The sequence below is a fragment of the Paenibacillus sp. FSL H8-0315 genome, from assembly GCF_038005365.1.
GTDB lineage: Bacteria > Bacillota > Bacilli > Paenibacillales > Paenibacillaceae > Paenibacillus_AQ > Paenibacillus_AQ odorifer.
Map to the genome: position 1 here is coordinate 472992 of NZ_JBBOTA010000001.1, position 22102 is coordinate 495093.

Here is a 22102-nt window from a genome sequence, read left to right on the forward strand (position 1 = left end):
CATCAAGAAGAACATCAACAATGGATGCACACTTCCAGCCCTGACCAGATGGACCTCTCTATTTCATACCAGTAGAGACCTTATTTTGCTTCAACTTTTTTTAGATTCTCAGCGACTCTGAAGGTTACAATCTTGCTAATTAATTCATAAGGCATAGGCTTATGAATAGGGAATTGAACGGAACCTTTAGCACCTTTATAGCCAGATAATTCATCTTTAAAAGCATTAATTCCACTTGGAGTTGGATAGAATCCAATATGCTTGGGATAAGCAGCGAAATGCACCAAATTTCCGTGTAATGCAAAAGTAGGCATCTGATAGCTTATTTTTTCCTCTGCTTCCGGTGCCGCCTCTTTTATCACCTTTCTTAACGTATTAAGGATTTCCTGAACCTCAAGCGAAAACCCGGAAATATAGGCATCGATCGATTCATATGTGATTTTACTTTCATCCATGATATAACTCCTCTCTGGATCATCTCCACGATTTGCATAAATGTAGGGCCGCTAAAGCCTCAGCTTCAGTACTTTTGAACAACATTTTATCGCCTTGATTGCATTCGTAAATAAAATCATTCAGACTTTTGCTGTTATAGCTTGTAAATTCTCCTACGATAGCAACTCTCATCTGATAGTTTGTATATTTTTGTGCAATCTCACCAGCAACTCCAGACTTTAGCTCGAAAAAATCATCCGTAATCTGTTCCTTCCTCAGAAGCATTTTATCGCATCCTTGGTATTTCACATTCATCATTAAGTCTAAGGCATCCCTTACATTATTGATTATGATCTCCTCACCAGAGATTATAGCTACCGTTGAATCATTCTTATCATCCACTGTGATTTTCATTCAAGACTACTCCTTTTCCGCGAAGAATTTCTGCAACATTATGATTACTCTGCTTAATCGCAACCGACCATGCAGATTCACCACTTTTTATTTTAGCAGAAATGTCGGCGCCATGTTCGATTTACAACTCTATTAGTTCTACATTATCCGTATGAAAAGCAGCAGAATGTAAGGAAGTATAACCATCACTATCGAATATATTATTCTCCATATTCGCAAGGTGCGGATGAGCTTTCAGGATTTCTTTCAGCCGTTCTGCATGGCCTGATTGTGCTGTCTGAAATACATCATTAATGATTAATTATCGTATAAACGAGCTAAGCCATAAAAAGAAAAGAGGATTCGTTCAATGTTCTTTGAACGAATCCTCTAATGATCACAATTCTGGAGCTCAGTAGATTAGATTAAATCCGACTTTTCAAGTAGCCGCTTCACGATCTCTGCAACCTCAGCTCTGGTCATATCATCTTTCGGAGCAAGCCCTTTACTGCTTCTTCCCATGATAATGCCTGCCTGCAAAGTGTCAGTAACTCCACTGATTGCCCAGTTAGAAACCTCACTACTATCTGTAAATGGAGCTAACAAAACGTCAGCCGATTGAACAGAAAGCTTAGTCTGTAGCGCTGTAATTTTCATCGCTTTAGCAATAATTAACATCGCTTGTTCACGGGTAATATGTTCATCAGGGCGGAACATGCCATCTTCAAAACCATTGATTAATTGATAAGTAAATGCCGTGTTGATCGCACTGTTATACCAATCCGTGGTCTTTACATCTGAGAATGGTGTTGCAGCTTGTTCCATCTCAAGTCCCAGACCGCGTACAACAATCGCCGCAAACTCTGCACGGGTAATGGCTTGATCCGGAGTAAATTGACCACTACCTGTTCCCTCAATGACTAATCGGGAGCCCATATCGTTCACTGCCTCTTTTGCCCAGTGATTAGCTACATCACTAAATTCAAGCGGATGCCAGATTACGGAGTAAGTACCTCCGCTTAGGCTGTTGATAGTAGCAAAATATTTGCCATCAATTACAACCACTTTAGTAGGAACATGGTGTACCGAACCTTCGGAATCAACGTACACTCCAGTTGTAATCTTGTTCGGGTCCATCCCTTCAGGAATGGCTATGGTACGTTTAACATACGTATTGAATTGGGAAAGTTCAATACTCTTATCTCCGTAGATACCTCTAGCCGTAAAATTAACTGGCGCGGAAACTAATGAGAAGGATCCTTTTTGCGCAGCTGCTTCTAAAGCTTTAACTTTATCGGCTGTAGGAGCACTAATTTCAATCTGTATCTTAATATCTTGCAAAGCTACCGACTTGCCGATTTGCTCGTTCAAAGCGTCAATATTAATTTGTTGAGCAGGCAGTGTAAATGTCGCATTTCCCGCTTTAATCTCAAGAATCGCTTGATTACCCTGCATATTTTTAACCATTTGTCCATTTAATTCGCCAACTATAACATCAGATTTACTATTTGCACCGATAGAAACTACTGTACCTTTACCTTCAGTGGCGAGCTTGTCCTCTAGCTTCTTCTGATCTAACACAATAGTGGTTAACGTTTGCTCATTCCGTTTACCATTCGTTGCGGTTCCCACTGTTTCAGCTTTACCATTGATTAGAATGGAAGCAGCATTTACCACAGGTGCCGGAGTTGGTGATGGGGTTGGTTGCGACGGAACAACAACATCACCACCAGATGGAGTGCTAGGAACAACTGCATTGGACTCAGCAGAGAATTCGCTGATGCCAGCTTTATTGATTGCCTGTACCGTGAAGGTATAGCTTGTTCCATTCGTCAAACCACTGATTGTCAGAGGACTTCCAGTTCCTGTAACCGTCAAACCTCCCGGATTAGCAGTTACAATATATCCTGTGATTTCGCTGCCTCCATCGTTCACCGGCGGGATAAAGGTGATGATTGCTTGACCATTCTCTGCAGTTGCTGTTACGGATGTTGGAATTCCAGGTGCTGTAACTGGTTTAACAGGTGCCTTCACAGTAACGGTTGTAGAAGCCGTATAACTACCATCTTTCGTCGTTACCGTTATGATGGCTGTTCCTTCACCAATCGGTGTTACTACTCCATAAACAACCTTAGCTACTGTCTCATCGCTCGAGCTCCAGATCATACCTTTATTTGTTGCATTAGCAGGTGTTACTGTCGCTTGTAGAGTTCCCTCGCCTTCACCCACCGTTAAGTTAAGTTCTGTCTGGTCTAAAGTCACCCCAGTTACGATAACGTCAGGTGGCTTAGGAGCGGCTACATTAACTGTGGTTGTAGCTGTAAAACTTCCATCTTTCGTCGTTACCGTAATAACTGCTGTCCCCTCACCAACCGGAGTTACTACTCCGTTCACAACGGTCGCGACTGTTTCATCGCTCGAGCTCCAGATCACGTCTTTATCCGTTGCATTGGCAGGCTCTATTGTTGCTTTGAGGAGTCCATCAGCTTCACCAGCTGTTAAATTCAGTGTCTCCTGATCTAGCTTCACTCCAGTTACATCCACAACCGGCGGGATTGGAGCACTCACACTAACTGTGGTTGTAGCTGTAAAACTTCCATCTTTAGTCGTTACCGTAATAACTGCTGTCCCCTCTCCAACTGGAGTTACCACCCCGTTTACAACGGTTGCAACTGTCTCATCACTAGAGCTCCAGATCACGTCTTTATCCGTTGCATTGGCAGGCTCTATTGTTGCTTTGAGGAGTCCATCAGCTTCACCAGCTGTTAAATTCAGTGTCTCCTGATCTAGCTTCACTCCAGTTACATCCACAACCGGCGGGATTGGAGCACTCACACTAACTGTGGTTGTAGCTGTAAAACTTCCATCTTTCGTCGTTACCGTAATAACTGCTGTCCCCTCACCAACCGGAGTTACTACTCCGTTCACAACGGTCGCAACTGTCTCATCACTAGAGCTCCAGATCACGTCTTTATCCGTTGCATTGGCAGGCTCTATTGTTGCTTTGAGGAGTCCATCAGCTTCACCAGCTGTTAAATTCAGTGTCTCCTGATCTAGCTTCACTCCAGTTACGTCCACAACGGGCGGGATTGGGGCACTCACATTTACTACAGACGAAGCTGTAAAACTTCCATCAGTAGTCGTTACCGTGATGATCGCTGTTCCAACGCCAACTGGAGTTACCACCCCGTTTACAACGGTTGCAACAGTCTCATCACTAGAGCTCCAATTTACTGTTTTGTTCGTGGCATTAGCAGGTGCTATTACGGCACTAAGCGTGTCTCCTGCTTCTCCTTCCGTTAAACTGAGTGTTGGTTTATCCAGGGTCACTCCGGTTACGATTACATCCCCCGTATTGTTTACCGTCACATTAAAAGTGTAGGTGTTGCTTAATGCTCCATCACTTACCTTAACAGAAATCACACTGGTGCCAAAAGCATTCGCTGCGGGTGTTATTTCTAAAGTTCGTAACTCACCACTTCCACTTATTTCCAGTCCATTATTCGGAATTAAGAGCGTATTCGAGGAAGTAGCTGATACTTGTAGGTCATCTCCATCCACATCGAGAACCTTAAAGGATCGTGAGACCGACTTGTTTTTATCGGTTGTAGTATTCCCCATAAAACCTGTGTCCTGCTTCCAGGTTGCCCCAGTAATTGTGCCGTTCTTAAGGGGAAGACCAGAGGTATTAATAGCGACATTCCCATCATTGCTATTCGCTAATTTATAGTTTAAAGCCAGATTAGGCTCCGAGCCTGTCAAGTCGACATTCATTTCTCGAACAATATCACTTTGGGTCTTGGCTTTACTCCAGAACCTCACGTCTCTCATTCCACCGTTATAATCTCCGTCCTGTCTCCACGTGCTTTTTCCAAGCCAGTTATTCGGACGTGCAACGTTTCCTACTGTACTTAAATCCATGGCCCCTTCTGCCTTAAGTACACCATCCCAATAAATCCGTCCCTTTTTCTGACTGTGATCATAAACAATCGCGACATGAACCCATTTAGAAATCGGGAAATCCTCAGTGACATTAATATCTCCCTTATTAGTGTAGGCAGTGAAATTCATCCGTTTGCCGTTAAAACCTACAAAAATATTGTGGTTCTGCTCTGCGATCGATGATTCAAAAAATCTCATCCATGTCTGAAAAGCATCTACCTTCAAAAATCCTTCAACTGTAAAAGAATTCCCATAAATCCGTTGATCCGGGAACGTCACATAATCCCCGTTACCGTCAAAACTAAGATAGTCCCCACCATTTAGTTCTGTCAGATAAGGTGCATCATTCACTGGATTTACAGTAATTACGGCTATACCCGGATCTGAGCTGAACGCGGCAGATACTGTGGTATTCGCATTTTTTTGATAATTTTGATAACCGGATGCTGTTGTATCCCATAGCTTAAAGCTAATGGATGCCGTTCCGTTCCAGTCTTTCGCCGGGACAAAACGGATTTTCTCCGATTTCAGCAGCAGAAAAGCATTACTGTTTGACACCGGCTCGATATTATACCAAATTCGTCCCACCGTGTTGTAATACTGCCAGGCCCCTTTGGTATTATCTAAAGCTACTACAGCAATCCCTGTTGACGCTGGATCCGATACTTTTCCTGTCAAAAAGCTGGCTACCTCAACTCCTGCGTTGGAATAGTCATCTTCATTAATCGACGTTATTATAGCTGGGCTATTCTCGAGCCAACCGAAACTAGCTTTTGCACTTATGATTGGAGTTTGCATAGGACCCACCCCCTGCACCACAAGTCCAGTACATAACGAAATACTAATGCCTATTTTCATAAATGATGGCTTCAAACTCTATTTCCCCCTCTAGCATAAATCATGTCCTTAATTCGACAATAATCGAGAGTATTATACAAAATTAAGATAAACAAAAAATAAACAAAAAAAGAACCCTCGATAGCCATCCTTTCGAAGGTTCCTTCCATTACAATAACTTCTGTTTCATTAACGCTTTGAGTTTAGGATCGGGTGTTGTTCCGAGCTCTTGCTGCAGCATCTCTTCCAATTGATCAAATTTCCGCTGTGCTTCATTCATTCGCCCTAATTCAATTAATAAGTTAATGATTTCATGATAGATGTCCTCTCGCAAGGAATCTAATTTTATTATTTCTCCAAAATAATGCAGTGCTTGCTGCTGCTGATTCTGCTCCAAATGAAATCTTGCAGCCAGCTCCAGCAATCCTATATATTCATGCTCGAGTCTGCGCGTCCTGCCACTGGCCCATTCATAGGCTTTTCCTTTGAGTAATGCTCCTGTGTATAAAACTTCTGCTTGAATCATCCATTCAACATGTCTTTCAGAGGTTTGCCTGATTTGCTTTAACAATCGCTCAAATTCATACAGATCACAATAAATGCTGCTTTCTACTACATGAATTTCATTCCTGCTAGCTTTTATATAATTGGCGCCGATTGCTTTTCGAATATAATACAGCGTCGAGTTCAGATTCTTCCATGCTTTTTCAGGCTCCAATCCGCTCCACAACGTGTCGATAATTTCCTCCCGGCTAACCGTCCCTTTACTAACCAGAAAAGCAAATAATTCTTCTGTTTTTGGACTTCTCAGCTTGATTAGCTCTCTGTTCTGCGTTCTGCGGTACACTTTTAAACCATTAAATAAAAAAACTTCTAACGTAGGCTCAGCCGTTGTATTTCGATTTATTTTTTTGAGTTTCTCTAACGTCTTAGACAACCGCTCCGCAGTTACAGGCTTCAAAAGATAATCCACTGCACTCAGGTCAAAAGCCTGCAGCGCATACTCATCAAATCCGGTTACAAAAACCACATCTATCGATTCATCCAATTCATGCAAAAGGCTAGAAAGCTTCATCCCATTCGTCTCAGGCATAGAAATATCCAAAAAAGCTACATCTATCGGATTGGCCTTCGCAAAAGCATAGGCTTCCGCAGGATTCAAAAACGTCTCATAGACATCAATCTCTCCGCTCTGCGATAAGATCCGCTTCAGGCGTTTTACCGATAACTCCTCATCATCTACAATAATCGCTCGCAGCATGCCTCAACCTCCCATCCGCTTAAGCTGCTGTATTGGAATTTCAAAAGATACCGTTGTGCCTAATCCTTCAGCACTTTGAATATGAATATTTTTTCCATATAATAGCTTGATGCGCTGACTGATATTCCACAGCCCCACCCCTCTTTTATCTACATCTGACTGCATTACTTCTTTCAATTTATGCTCACTCATTCCAGATCCATTATCCTCCACAATAAAGCTAATCACAGAATTCTCTAATTCTTTTACAGATATAATTACCGTGCCACCCCGCAAATTGGACATTAGGCCATGCCTTATTGCATTTTCGACCAAAGGCTGTAGAATCAGCGGAGGAATCCGGTAATCCGTATTCACTCTCACATCATATTCCACATTTAATCTGGCACCGAAGCGTGCTTTTTCAATATTGATATAAGCCTCTACCAGCTCAAGCTCATTCTCCAGACTCGTTAGTGAATCCAGTTGTTTGAAATCAAAGCTGCTTCGCAAATACTGGGACAGCTGCAGTGTCAACTCTTCGGCCTTCTCAGGTTCCTCCACACATAGTTCAGCAATTGAATTCAGAGCATTGTATAAGAAATGAGGTTTGATCTGGGATCGTAAAAAAGCAATTTCGGCGTCTTTGGCAGTCTTCACGGAAGCTCTCAATCGGGTCAGACTTTTAACACGTGCCATTAGCTCTTCAGCTTCAAAAGGTTTTCCCACATAGTCATTTGCACCGTTATCCATGGACATCTTCATATCGCTCACCCTGTTCTTGGCCGTCAGCATTAACACAGGCAGCTCAAAAGGAGTAAATCTCTCTCTAATCTTTTGCAGAACCTCGTAACCCGAAATGTCCGGCATGGTAATATCCAGTACCACCAGAAAAAAGTCTGTGTTTTTCGCTAGCTCCTCAAGTGCCATCTGCCCGCGATTGACAACCACAATAGAATATTTCTCTAGCTTAAACAGATTGATCATAGATTGCAGATTGGCAAAATCATCGTCCACTACTAAAATGGGCTCATCGATCTCGCCTTTGATATAAAGGGGATAACTACCATGGGAGAAACTTAATTCTTTATAAGAATGTGCCGCCTTAAGGGTTGGCCTCGAGATTGGCTTAACCGCTTTATCCCACCGTGGAAGTGTAAAAATAAACACCGAACCTTTTTCCACTGTAGATTCCACAGCTATGTTCCCACCATGCAGTTCTACTAGCTTCTTAGTAATACTTAATCCGAGCCCTGTTCCACCATGACTATGAATCTCCGCCTCATCCACCTGCTCAAAAGCTTTGAAAATACGCTCCTGCATATCCGGTGAGATTCCCAAACCTGTGTCTGCCACACGTACTTCCACCCACTCCTGAATAACTCTGGCACTAATCTCTATTTCACCCTGTTCCGTAAATTTAATCGCATTATCAACCAAGTTGTGGAAAATTTGAATCAGACGATTGCCATCTGCATTCACCATAGGAAAATTCGAAGCGACTCTGTTAACGAGCAGGATCGACTTTTCTCCGAGCAAAAAAGAATGAATACCCATGACGGAATCAACAACGGCTTTCAAATCCAGGTTGCTTTTGTATAATGTGATGTCTCCATACTTCATTTTGGAATAATCAAGTAGTTCATTTACCATATGTGTTAATCTTCTGCCGCTCCCTATTACGATCGCTAGATTCTGCGCTTGTTTTTCATTAACTGGACCCTCAACCCCATCCAGCAGCGTAGCTGTAATGTTCACTATGGCATTTAGAGGTGTTTTTAGTTCATGTGAGGTGTTGGAAAGGAATTCATCTTTAATTTTATCCAGCCCGATCAGCTGGTTTTTCATCTCGTCTATGGTATGGTAGGCTTCAAAAAAACGTAGAACAATCAGCACGATCATGATGATATTAAAAGCCACAATGTAAAACTGCCCGAGCCAAAGGTTCTCTTTTATAGAAAGAGCAAACAAAATAATGTCTATGGAATATAGATTAATAGCTAGAATCGCCATAAACATCAGCAGCAATTTGATTCTATTTACTTCTGCGCTTCTAATATATAGGGTAGCCACTCTACATAACATCCAAATTAACATCAGCTCATATAAAATAATCACATACGGATAAATGACCGTGTAAGAACGAATCGGCAGGATGGCGACCAGAATTATAAAGCTGCCTAAAACAATCGTTATGGCTTGAGTAAATTTTAAAGATATTATGCTTTTGTGCATTTGGTAAAAAAATATTGCGAGCACAATAAAGCAGGAGATGGAGCTTATATCCTTTACTTTGTAGAGCACTATGAACGAAAGTTTAGGGAAAAAGAGTAAGAGTGAACGCTCGCCGATCAACCCATGATATATCGCAAACAGCAAACAAATAGTAGCAAATACAAGTAAAGAGTAATCCTGCTTACGGTATAAGGACGCTGCCCCAAAGCAGATAAAAAAGATAAGGGCAAGTGTGCCTAAAATAGCAACGGTGCTAAATTCACGGGCCGTACTCTTCTGCTGCACCTCCATCATTGCTGCTTCCTCACCAAAGGATAAAGAAACCGGAATGCCCCCATTTACATAATCGAAGTTGGAGACTTGAATTATGATTTCTACATCTCCCTTATCAGACGAAAAAAGCCCAATCAGCGGGATATTCCCTGACCGATAATCAGCTTCATTAGCAGCAGGATTTCCATCCTCAATAACTGACTGTCCATTAACAAAAATCCTGCTTGAAAAGCGGATATTTGTTTTTTTCAAGGCGAATACCCCGCTTACAGGCAGGTTTTTTAGAACCATCCGATAGGTGGCGGAACCGAAGGCGGGTAAAGGGCTTCCATTAACGATGTTGCCGTTCCACCGGGAGGGCACCTCCATCCAAGCTGTAGAATCAGGTATATCTGCGCTACCCGCCCTAAAATGCTCAGAAGTTAATAGCTGGTTCCAATAAAACTCCCATTCACCGTCTAACTTGATAATCTTATCCTGTTCGTAATCCCAAGCCGCGAGATCCATGACTCCATGCTGCACTTGCAGGTGACTTCCTTGTTTATCGTGACCCATAAGAATGGATAGAGGAATCGCAGATAATAAAATTAAACCAATCAGATAGATAAGTAATGTCCTTTTGAGCATCGTATCGGCCCCTTTTATGGAAGAGTAAAGCTGCAGCAATCACCAGGGCCATCCTGCAACACGTGATGTAGAGTAAAAAGTCTAGATGAACATAGATAATTCTATAAAATTTTCTAATTCCCTTCACAATTCGACAAAGTAATAGGCCTTTATTAGGATTTTTTTCGGAAAAAGCGGGACTTGTATGAAAAGAGGGTCTGAGAATTCTTGCGGCTCTGAATACTTACGCCGCACGCATGCGGACTCAGGAGACCTTATTAGTTGAAAAACGAGGGTTTTGCCACGCTATCGGACTCAGTTGCAACTATATGCTCATAACCACCCCATTTTGAGTCGATTTGCAGCTAATAAGAGCTATGCAGTCCGTAACTTTTGGAATACGAGCGAAAATGTACGAATAGCTGCAATACGGTCCGTTCATCCCGGAGTTACATGACTTTGGTGACATAGACAACATGGATAATCTGACGACTTGGACTAGATAGACAATTCTGACGTCGTTGGGAACTCTGAATGCTTACGCCGCACGCTTGCGGACTCAGGAGACCTTATTTGCTGAAAAATGAGGGTTTTGCCACGCTATCGGACTCAGTTGCAACTATTCGCACATAACTGCCCAATTTTGAGTCGATTTGCAGCTAATAAGAGCTATGCAGTCCGTAACTTTTGGAATACGAGCGAAAATGTACGAATAGCTGCAATACGGTCCGCAACGTTCGAAAATGAATAATGATATTGCGCAGAGCACGTAATCCATTTTTGCGGATCAGTAAGCACATGATGATCGTCCTAGAAAAGCCATGCGGCCGCGCGGGGGAAGAATCCGCTTTTAGAGTAACTATTAACTTCAGCAAATTCAGCTCGTTCACCCTGCTAGCTACCTTCATTTAAAACCTATTAGAATTCGTCATCTTTATAAACAGTAACTCATTGAAGAAATCCTCAGCACTCGTTATAATAGCAACTATAGGTCGTGAAGAACACGCCGCTTTTATACAATCTCTATCCTGGGTTAAGCTCAGGAGGAATTGTATGGGAGCGGCTTTTTCTTTTTTCAAAAAATTACTTAAGGAGGATATACAAAATGTCCAGATTCGAACAGCAACTAGAGGAATGGTTACAGATCAACTTGGATAAGGAGAACAATCCCCGCAGACAGGAGCTTCTTGCAAAAGGGTTGGGCTATGGAACAGTCGAATTTCTGCGTGCGGTATGGTTTCCTGCTGTAGGAAACTTCAACTACTTGTTCCACGAATGGGAAGTGCGCGATTTCAACAATGGTTATCGTTATCTTGATCTGGCCTATATGCCAGGTGGAGCAAAGGGTGGAATTGAGATTCAAGGCTACGGTCCGCATGCTAGAGATCTTGATGTACGACGATCCAAAGATTTATGTAGACGCCATTCCTTATTATCGCTAGACGGTTGGACCTTCCTATCCATCGCCTATCCCTCAATCACGGACGAGCCTCAGCTATGTCAACAACTAGTACTCGCATTCATCGGCAAATTCATGGCTTCAGACGCGCCCTCTTCATTAACTTGGTTAGAAGCTGAAACACTTCGTTTCGCAAGACGTCTTCTGCGTCCGTTCACACCTGTAGAGCTTACCCACCATCTTAGAGTCACTAATCGCCATGCCCGACGTGTTTTACATGAGTTAGTTGAACAGCAGCTACTAGAGATCGTCGGTGGAAAAGTACGCAATCGAACCTATCAGCTTAGAATGTGATGACTTGATTAGTTTGGTTTGATTAGTATGGTTTGATTAACAAAGTTACGTTCGGACCGTATAGCTCTTATTTCCCAATTCCCCTCGTTTTCGCCACACTAACGGACTCAGTTGCAGCTATTTACTCAAAAACACTGCTTTGACCCAATTTTTCAGCTCATTAAGAGCTATGCAGTCCGAAACTCACGGAAAATGAGCGAATTAGCTAAAATAGCTGCATTACGGTCCGTAATGGCAACTCTAGGGTCATACCAGCAAGGCTCATACAAAAAAATGATCCTGAATCTAATCCGTTGCACCCCCGCATTGTCCTTCCAAAATCTAAGTCTTTTTCATTACCATCTATTACTATTACTAATCATTATTCAGAAAAAAAGTGCTCTGCTTAGTCCGTATTTTAATCAACGCTTGACCTTAGGTCTGACCTAAGGTTTATAGTTATTTTATCAAATAACTTACAGTTAGGAGCACCGCCCTTGAATCCGTACCTTACAATTGGCGAACTATCAAAACTTATGAATGTATCTATCCACCAGATTCGATATTTTGAAGAAAAAGAAATCCTGTTTCCATCCTATATAGACAATAATCAGTACCGGATGTACGGCATCGATGAGATCTATCAATTGGCACATATCCTGTTGCTCCGCAAATTAAACATCCCTGTCAGCACCATTAGCCAAAGTATGAATAAATCCGCAACGAATGACTACCAACTGCTGTTAGAGAAATCGTTAAACAAAATCAACTCAGAAATAAACCAATTAATAATGCTGCAACAATTTATACAAAAGGTACTAAAAGAGCATGCAGATTATGGCAACATGAAGGGGGATTATCAAATTAAACATGTGGACAATCGTTATCTGAAAAAGTGGTTGGTGCTAGAGGATAACGAAACACTAACTGCACGAAGTTTATATGAAAAAAGACCGCAGTACCATCATTTATTTGAAACAGATTTGCATTATGTATACGATTCTGAACAAGTAACCTTATGCTTTGAAACCATTGAAACCACTCCCGCCCCTGACATTGTTTTAGAAAAAGGGTGTTATCTCTATAAAGCATTTTTTGTAACAGACGATCAGGATGTAGATCATGAGATTGCCAAGCTGGAACACTTTTTAAATGGGCATCACTACATGGTATTGGGACCAATCATCATTTTGGAGAAATCGTACCTATCCATGTTTAACAACGACAAGCTTCATTATGAGCTTCAAATTCAAATCGAGCATGCCTTAGATGATACCACTAAATGAGTACAAACGAGGTTATCATCGCCCATTACCAGGAACAAGATCGTGAGGCTGTAAGCAGGCTTTTGGTAGATGCATTTCACGGGAAATTTCACTCTCTCCTCTCTCTCGAGGACAATGAAATTGCTGATCTACTTATAAGACTTTGGGAACAAGATTCTACTTCTTTATCATCCAAACAAATAATCGCTTATGAAAACGGAGAAGTGGTTGGCACTATCTACTTAAAATGGCAGGATACGCTCTCCCTTAAAAAAGGATCAATTAAACCACTGCATTCGACTCCCTTTTTGCAGCTATTCAAGAAATTTGGATGCTTAAATGTCTGTAAGTTAATCCTTGGGTTATATTTTTTGGATTATCAACCTAGAGCAAAAGAGTGTTATGTGGCTCATTTGGCTGTTCGGTCCAGTCACCGTAATAAGGGAATTGGCAAAGAGTTGCTGGGTTGGGCGGCGGATTTTGTAAACAGTCATTCTGAGGTTGAAAAATTAACGCTACATGTTGCTAACAAGAATAAACGTGCCATTAATATGTACCAGCAGTTGAACTTTGAGATCCATAAATCTGACTATAGCGCGGTAAGACATTTACTTTTTAAAGAGCCTGTTTGGCATTACATGATAAAAAAAACATCGCTACAATCTGGGGGATCAATGAATGAAAAAGAAAATTAAGCTAACTGTCTGGATGATTACCATTTCGTTGTTGATTGCAGCGGTCCTGTTCGTACTACAGCAACATTCTTTTTCAATGACTGAGCAAAAAATTGAAATAGATACACCTCAAGGTCAACTAACAGGAACCTTAGTTCTGCCCGAAAGTTACTCTGGAACCGTCGGACTGGTAGTTTTTGTTCATGGGGATGGCCCAGTTAATGATACTTACGATGATGGATATAAACCTTTGTGGGAAAAGCTCGCCTCTGCCGGATATGCTTCCTTATCTCTTAACAAACCGGGTATTGGGGGTTCCTCAGGGAACTGGCTAGAACAAAGCATGGAGGATAGAGCGCAAGAAACTATTTATGCGATTAACTGGGCTAAATCCTTACCTATGATTGATGCTCAAGCTATTGGTTTGTGGGGAGCAAGTCAGGCGGGCTGGGTGATTCCTAAGATTGTTAAAAAAGTGCCTGATCTCGCCTTCAGTATTCTTGTATCCCCCGCCATTCAATGGATTTCTCAAGGACAATACAATACCAGACAAGAGATGATTTTAGAAGGTTTTTCAGAACAGGAGATAAAAAAGAGAGAAGATTATAACGCGCAAATCCTACTGCTACTTAAAGAACAGGCGTCGTATGAAAGTTACTTGCGAATTGCACAATCGGACGAATTAATTTCCAAAGAAAAATGGGGGTTTTTCGCTAAAAATTATCAGTCTGATGCGAGCGGGGATTTAAAAAACTTCACTACGCCTGTCCATTTAGTTCTTGGCGGGCAAGATATAAATGTAGATGTTGAGGAAACCGAACGTGTTTACCGTGAAAAAATTCCTGAAAACCTACTCTCCGTCTTCTATATTCCTGATGCTGATCACTCCATGCTCTCAAAAAAGAATGCCTCATCACCATTTAGAACATATTTGACCGCTGTCTTTTTTCCACGACATATTGTTGTTGAGCCATATTTAGATGATTTGGTTCACTTTGTAAGCCAGTTTTAATCTGTTTGCCATCCATTATGCACTCTCGCCAGCTGAACTCCCTACGTTCGGACTGTATAGTCCTTATTTACTGAATTTCCTCGTTTTCGCCACGTTATCGGACTCAGACGCAGCTATTTTCTCAAAAACACTGCTCAGATCCACTTTTTCAGCTCATTAAGAGCTATGCAGTGCGAAACTCAGGGAAAATGAGCGAATTAGCTGAAATAGCTGCGTTACGGTCCGTAACCACAACCGCGGAAGTAATTAATGACTGCCCAAGCCCGTGTATTGGCTTTGATTTCCCCAGAATCTACGTATCTTATAGAATACCTAGGTCTATCACCAATGCACTCCATACGTTCGGACCGTATAGTCCTTATTTGCTGAATTTCCTCGTTTTCGCCACGCTATCGGACTCAGTTGTAGCTATTTACTCAAAAACACTGCTCTGATCCACTTTTTCTGCTCATTAAGAGCTATGCAGTCCGAAACTCAGGGAAAATGAGCGAATTAGCTGAAATAGCTGCGTTACGGTCCGTAACCACCACGCGGAAAGTACTTAACAACAGCACAAGCCCGCGTATTGGCTATGATTTCCCCAGAATCTACGTATCTTATAGAATACCTAGGTCTATCACCAATGCACTCCATACGTTCGGACCGTACAGCCCTTATTTGCTGAATTTCCTCGTTTTCGCCACGTTATCGGACTCAGTTGCAGCTATTTACTCAAAAACACTGCTCTGATCCACTTTTTCTGCTCATTAAGAGCTATGCAGTCCGAAACTCAGGGAAAATGAGCGAATTAGCTGAAATAGCTGCGTTACGGTCCGTAACCACCATGCGGAAAGTACTTAACAACAGCTCAAACCCATATGTTGGCTTTAATCTCCCCAGAATCTACGCATTTTACAGAACATCTACGACTATCACCAATGCACTCCCTACGTTCGGACTATATAGTCCTTATTTGCTGAATTTCCTCGTTTTCGCCACCTTATCGGACTCATACGCAGCTATTTACTCAAAAACACTCCTCAGTTCCACTTTTTCTGCTCATTAAGAGCTATGCAGTCCGAAACTCAGGGAAAATGAGCGAATTAGCTGAAATAGCTGCACTACGGTCCGTAACGACAACCGCGGGTGTAATTTTGGCTCAAACGGTCGCGGACTTCCACTGCAAGCGTTCTTACCGGCAGCTTAGGTTCACTAACGACAACCGAGTATGTAATTTTTGCTCAAACGGTCGCGGACTTCCACTGCGAACGTACTTACCGGCAGCTTCCGGTCACTAACGAAAACCGAGTATGTAATTTTGGCTCAAACGGTCGCGGACTTCCACTGCGAGCATACTTATCGACAACTTCGGCACCCGTAACCACCACGCAGCGTACTAACCACCAGCAACAGACTCCGAAAACTCCACGTAAATAGCAGAAGCAAAGGCATAAACCGGGTGTCATTAACTCAGATTCTCCCTCTCCTGCTGCATAAACAGCGTTATATGGCGTATTGATTATAGCTGTACGCTTTAGTGATAACGTATAATTTCGGATGATCAAGCTTAGCTTTGGTCAAAATCGATCATATAAGGAGAGGTTTTAATCATTGAGAAAACAACAACGTTTGTTAGCCATGTTCGTAACCTTCCTGCTTTTGTGTTCCTCTTTTCCGTTATCGATGTTTGCAGAGGAAGCACCTGATCCTTATGAAGGAATGATTAACATTCAAAGTGAATGGCAAGGCAGCGTATTTGGTGATGTTGGGGGGCAAGACAAGATTACTGCGGCCAACTTTGGCATTACGGAGAACACGGATGGATCAGCAACACTGCGAAGCTCGAACGATAGAGGTAAAGTATCGGGCAGCACGGAAGGTATCGCTTATTACTTTAAAGAAGTTGATCCAAGTGTTAATTTTGAGTTAAAGGCAACGGCTCACGTGGATGCTTGGACAGCCAATAACCAAGTTTCCTTCGGAATAATGCTGCGCGGCAATGTGTGGGATAACCAATTCGGAGCCTACTCTGGAGATTATGTCGCCGTGGGTGCTTTGGATCAAGAAATGAAAGCGTTTCATAAATTGCAAAATACAAGCCTACAGAAACTTGGGTACGTGTTTGATAACGCTAATCGCCCTGCCCAAGGAGAGAATTACGAATTAAGCATCAAAAAGACCGGAAATCTGTATATTGTCCGCATCGGCAATGAAACCAAAACGATCGAAAGCTTTGACGGCTCCATTCAATATGTGGGCCTTTATACTGCTAGAAATACTACGGTTACGTTCCGAAACATTCAATTCAGTCAAGAAGGCCAAATCGAGCTAGGACCTTGGGGCTTCAGCGCCTTCGGAGGCAATACTAGTCCAGCTAAGAACCCCGAACCTATAATTGAAAGTCCAACCTCTGTAACGATGACGACTTACGGCGGCAAAATCTCTAGCAGCGATGAGGGATTATCTTTTTATTCGAAAGAGATTCCTGTGGATGCGAACTTTGAACTGAAAGCGACCGCTTCAGTGATTGCTTTTAATAACAATAGTACTGTCAGCACACCTAACCAGAAATCCTTCGGTCTTATGCTCCGCGACAGTATTGGGACGAACGGAGATACAAACACAACTACTTCTAACTACGCGGCGGTCGGTGCTTTGGATCAGGTAATGAAAGGTTTTTATAAAAAAGATACCCAAGTGAAGTTAAATCCTTTTAGCGATATCCAGGCCCCGTCCGCAGGAGCTGTATATTCGCTAAGTATTAAAAAATCAGGAGATACTTATCGATTAAGTGTGGGTGATCAGACCGAAATCATAACTCTGGACGATACGTTCACTGATACTCTTTTTGCCGGAATTTATGTAGCTAGAGATGCAACTGTTACTTTCAGTGACATAGACATCCAGCTTGAATCCAAAATCGTAACCAGCTTAACCGCTGATACGAGCACAATGACGAAAACCACTTATCTGGTTGGTGAGCCCCTTGATTTGACTGGATTAGTCGTTAAGGCTATTTTTTCTGATGAGAGCGAGGTAGTTTTATCTTCTACGGATTATATTGTTACAGGCTTTGATAGCAGCAAGGTTGGAGAAAATATCATAACCATTAACTACAACGGTGCTTTCGTGAGCATTCCTTTGCAAATCGTTCCATTATCTATGACCTCATTATCAGTGAAGTATTATCCAGCTAAAACCGTATATTACCCAGGGGATACCTTCGATCCAGAAGGTCTTGTTCTTGTTGCCAATTATAACGACGGCTTCCTGACCAAAGAACTGACCAGTGATCTTTATTCCCTCTCCATTAACGGACAACCGATCAGCGATTTATTACCGTATCTATTTACGCAATCAGGCTCCACAGCGGTATCCGTTACTTCAACAGAGGCGCCGGCAATCACATCGACCTTTAATGTGGAAGTAAAAGCAGCGACGTTATCCGCTTTAGAAATTCGAAATGAACCTAAACAAACACTCTACTATATCGGGGACTCCCTCAAACTAGAAGGACTTGTGGTTTATGCTCATTACAGTGATGGTACACAGATTCGGCTGTTGAACAATGAATACAAGGTCTCTCCTCTCGACACCACGACATCTGGGGATAAAAAAATCACAATTACGCATAAAGGCTTAACAACCTCTTTTCAAGTTAAGGTCAACGTTAAAAAACTAGTAGGCATCGAAGTCACCAGCTATCCTAAAACTACCTTTTTTATTAACGAAAACTTTGACAGCAAAGATCTCTTCGTATCTAAAGTGTATGATAATTCAGATAGAGAGAAGCTAAACAGCTATACGCTCGACACTTCCAAGTTCGACAATCAGGCAGCTGGAGTGTATGAAATTGGCATACTCCCTACCGATTCTTCTATTATGCCCATTACGTATTCCGTTACAGTAAAAGAAAAGATGGATCCCGTTTGGAAAAGCATTCAATTCGGTCAGTCCACTTCAGCTACTAACAATCAGACGATTGTCAACGAGGATGGATCCGCCCAACTGATCGCTTTGGAAGGCGGCGGTAAAGTCACCGAAGATCATGACGGCATTACCTTCTATTACACCGAGCTAGATGCTGCGGAAGATAATTTCGTGCTGTCTGCGGATATCCAAGTGTTGGCTTTTGCAAAAAATCCATATGACGGGCAAGAATCTTTTGGCATTATGGCACGTGACGTCATCGGCACACAAGGAAATTCTAGCGTCTTTGCATCCAATATAGCTGCCATCGGTGGTTATAGCGGCGGGACGAAAAGCGATCTGGGCACACAGCTTTTTGTCCGTACGGGAGTTGAAAAAACGGATGGGACTGGCAGTAAAGGGATTCAAACCATCATGCTTCAAAAAGAACGTCCTGCACCTGCCAATACTGTTCCAGCAGCACCTTACCATTTAACCTTAGCAAAGACGAATAGTGGTTTTACAGGACAGCTCAATAATGGCCAGCAAGCTATTCATTTCACACCAGACATTCTTAGCGTACAGGATTCAAAAATCTATGTCGGATTCTATGCCGCACGTTTAGCCACAATTAATGTAAGCAATATTCAATTAACAGTCACTTCAGCAGCTACAGATTCTCCTAAAATAGAACCACCTGCGACTCCCGTCACACCTAGCTTAAATATACTTTCACTAAGTAAAACCTCAGATCCAGCTTACCAAATGATTGTGCGCTCTAATGTCAACGGAACGGTGACGTTGAAGCAAGGTTCTACGATCATCGCTCAGGATATCGAGGCAATAGCTGGTAAACGTCTTTCTATTCCCACGAGACTTCTTGATCAAGGAGATACGAACTTCAGCATTACTTTTTTACCAGATGATACTCAGTATTTGACCTCTTATGAGAAGATCATCAGCAACTTTACCGTCACCCTAAAAAGTTATAACGAAGATGATGATATCTACGTATCCCCCACCGGATCAAGCTCCGGAGATGGAACAATCAATCTCCCACTTGATATCGATACTGCGATTGATTTCGTTAAACCAGGTCAGCATATTATTGTGCTTGAGGGTCGTTATGTGCGGAAATCACCACTTGAGATTAAAAAGTACAATGATGGCAAAGCCTCCGCCAAAAAGTATATAGAAGCAGCACCAGGAGCAAGACCTATCTTTGATTTTGACAAAAAAACAGAAGGCGTTCTCTTGAGCGGAAACTATTGGCATGTGAAAGGACTTGATTTCACTCGCTCAGCTGGGAATACCAAGGGCTTTACGGTGGGAGGCAATTATAACATCGTTGAAAATAGCCGTTTCTATGCGAATGGTGACACTGGTCTACAAATCAGCCGAACTGATGGTACCGCGATAGAAATCAATGAATGGCCTTCCTACAACTTAATTCTCAACAGTACCTCCTTCGACAACCGTGATCCATCTGACAATAATGCCGATGGCTTTGCGGCAAAATTGACTGCGGGTGTTGGTAATATTTTTAGAGGTTGTCTGGCGCATAACAATATCGACGATGGCTGGGACTTATATACGAAAGCAGGCTCAGGTGCAATAGGTTCAGTGCTGATTGAGCACAGCGCCGCCTTCAACAATGGGTTCTTAACAGACGGAACCGTAGGTGCCGGTGATAAAAATGGCTTCAAGCTTGGTGGCGAAGGCATTCATGTCACACATACCATCCGCGATTCCATCGCCTTTGGTAATGGCGCTTATGGTTTTACAAGCAATAGTAATCCAGGTGTGATCGCCATCAACAACATCGGATTTAACAATACGCGTGGTAATATAAGCTTCACCACTTATGATCACATTACTGCAGACTTTACGATTGACGGTTTCTTATCTTACCGAACTGCCAACATTGCAAAAGACCAATATCCAGCTTCTTTAGCTGCGGACAATAATTTCATGTTTGACGGTACGCGATCGGCGAATATATCAGGTTTAGAACTGAGTGATTCTAACTTTGTCAGCTTAAATCCTGTAGTCAATTACTCTCGGGATACTGACGGGAATATAATCTGGGGCGATTTCTTGAAGTTCATTCCTTTGGATGGGCCGGAACCAAGTCCGACGGCTTCTCCGAGTCCAACGGCTTCTCCAAGTCCGACGGCTTCTCCGAGTCCGACTGTTTCTCCGAGCCCAACGGCTTCTCCAGGTCCGACGGCCTCACCGAGTCCGACTGTTTCTCCGAGTCCGACCGCTTCTACAAGTCCGACGGCTGCCGCGAGCTCAGGCAGTTCCGGATCATCGGTTGGAGATTCGGCCACTACTATACTCCATTTGGACGGTAGCGTAAGGATTGAGATACCTACTACTATGAATGGAGAAAAAGCTAGCGCAATATTGACTGAATCTTCCTTACAAAAGATTATGGCTTTAGCCAAACCTAATTCCGCAGGCCACAAAATCCTAAGAATTCAGCTCGCAGAGGAACAATCGTCAAATGTTGGCTCATTTGAAGTCACTCTCCCTGCCGCAGCATTTCTTGTTGGAGCATCCACATTGCAGCTGGAGATCAATACATCACTAGCTACCTTTGTACTTCCGGATAATCTATTCCCGGCGAAGACACTGGACAATGTGAAGACGGTTACCTTGCTCCTCAAGCCTGTCGATACAACAGGAAGTTTAAAGAAGCAATTGGGTGAAAGTTTGCTTATTGATTACGAGTTACTTTTGGATGGTACAACAGTTCAATTAGAGAGTTTAAATTCGGCCATACAAATTGGGCTTCCTTATCCAGCAGCTGTACCTCCATTGAACAACGCCTTTATTGTAGTTTGGAACGTCAATGAGCACGGAGTCATCCAACCGGTAGTAGGCGGGAATTATGATTCAGATAAGAAGCAAGCTATTTTCTCAACAACAAATTCATCTGGACAATACGCCGCCGTTTACAATCACAAAACGTTCAGGGACATAACTGATTCTCATTGGGCGAAGTTTATTGTAGAAGTACTAACATCAAAAGGTGTCATTAATGGTGTAACAGAAACAGAGTTTAGGCCCGACCAGACTGTTACACGTGCAGATTTCGCACTTTTATTGGTTAGAGCTTTAGGTCTATCCGCAGCAGAAGGAAATAGCTTTGCTGATGTGTCACCTAACGATTATTTTTATGAGGGACTTATGACAGCTCAGAAATTAGGGGTCGTTACGGGCCAAACCGACGGCCTTTACCACCCTCATGACTCCATCTCCAGACAAGAAATGTTTGTTATGGCAGCTAGGGCATTGAAGGCTGCTGAGGTATGGGAATCGAATACGACCTCTTCCTCCCCCTCTGCATTAGACAGCTACACCGACCATAATCAAATTTCTAATTATGCGGCAAATGATATTGCAACGCTGGTATCAGCAGGTCTTATTAAAGGAGACTCTCAGCAGCAGCTTACACCAACTGCCCATTCCACACGTGCCGAAGCCGCCATGCTGATTTACAGAATTATGATGCAAAAATAAAAAAAGAACTCCAAGACCACTATACTCGTGGTTTTGGAGTTC

General features: G+C 42.6%; 10 protein-coding genes. 5 read left to right on the forward strand and 5 right to left on the reverse strand.

Translation table 11 applies throughout. The features are described 5' to 3' along the window. Nucleotides 1–80: 80 nt before the first annotated feature. The 5 genes from MHB56_RS01960 to MHB56_RS01980 form a co-directional block, all read right to left on the reverse strand. A complete protein-coding gene (locus tag MHB56_RS01960; protein ID WP_339187382.1) occupies nucleotides 81–455 on the reverse strand; it encodes an iron chaperone in 375 nt (124 codons plus the stop codon). Nucleotides 456–474: 19 nt separating this feature from the next. Next, nucleotides 475–849 carry a DUF4180 domain-containing protein gene (locus MHB56_RS01965; RefSeq protein WP_076128242.1) on the reverse strand — a complete coding sequence of 125 codons (375 nt, stop codon included), beginning with the start codon at nucleotides 847–849 and terminating at the stop codon, nucleotides 475–477. Between the two features lie 399 nt (nucleotides 850–1248). Continuing rightward, entirely contained in the window at nucleotides 1249–5643 is a 4395-nt protein-coding gene (locus tag MHB56_RS01970; RefSeq protein ID WP_341143197.1) for an Ig-like domain-containing protein, read from the reverse strand. A 133-nt stretch (nucleotides 5644–5776) separates the two neighbouring features. Further along, nucleotides 5777–6868 (reverse strand): response regulator, encoded by a 1092-nt coding sequence (locus MHB56_RS01975; protein WP_341143198.1) that lies wholly within the window; start codon nucleotides 6866–6868, stop codon nucleotides 5777–5779. A 3-nt stretch (nucleotides 6869–6871) separates the two neighbouring features. After that, the gene (locus MHB56_RS01980; protein WP_139330226.1) at nucleotides 6872–9982 is read right to left on the reverse strand and encodes an ATP-binding protein; all 3111 of its coding nucleotides are present in this window, start codon (nucleotides 9980–9982) and stop codon (nucleotides 6872–6874) included. Nucleotides 9983–11066: 1084 nt separating this feature from the next. Here MHB56_RS01980 and MHB56_RS01985 point away from each other — a divergent pair. From MHB56_RS01985 to MHB56_RS02005, 5 genes are all read left to right on the forward strand, one after another. Continuing rightward, nucleotides 11067–11714, forward strand: a complete 648-nt coding sequence (locus MHB56_RS01985) for a transcriptional regulator (RefSeq protein WP_339281114.1) — start codon at nucleotides 11067–11069, stop codon at nucleotides 11712–11714. A 476-nt stretch (nucleotides 11715–12190) separates the two neighbouring features. After that, complete coding sequence (locus MHB56_RS01990) at nucleotides 12191–12979, forward strand: MerR family transcriptional regulator (RefSeq protein WP_076306122.1); 789 nt, start codon at nucleotides 12191–12193, stop codon at nucleotides 12977–12979. Beyond that, nucleotides 12976–13653 carry a GNAT family N-acetyltransferase gene (locus MHB56_RS01995; protein ID WP_341143199.1) on the forward strand — a complete coding sequence of 226 codons (678 nt, stop codon included), beginning with the start codon at nucleotides 12976–12978 and terminating at the stop codon, nucleotides 13651–13653. Before MHB56_RS01990 ends, MHB56_RS01995 begins: the two co-directional genes overlap by 4 nt. Further along, nucleotides 13637–14644: an alpha/beta hydrolase family protein gene (locus tag MHB56_RS02000; protein ID WP_341143200.1), complete on the forward strand. Its 1008-nt coding sequence runs from the start codon at nucleotides 13637–13639 to the stop codon at nucleotides 14642–14644. Before MHB56_RS01995 ends, MHB56_RS02000 begins: the two co-directional genes overlap by 17 nt. A gap of 1590 nt (nucleotides 14645–16234) precedes the next feature. After that, entirely contained in the window at nucleotides 16235–22060 is a 5826-nt protein-coding gene (locus MHB56_RS02005; RefSeq protein WP_341143201.1) for a bacterial Ig-like domain-containing protein, read from the forward strand. Nucleotides 22061–22102 lie beyond the last annotated feature (42 nt).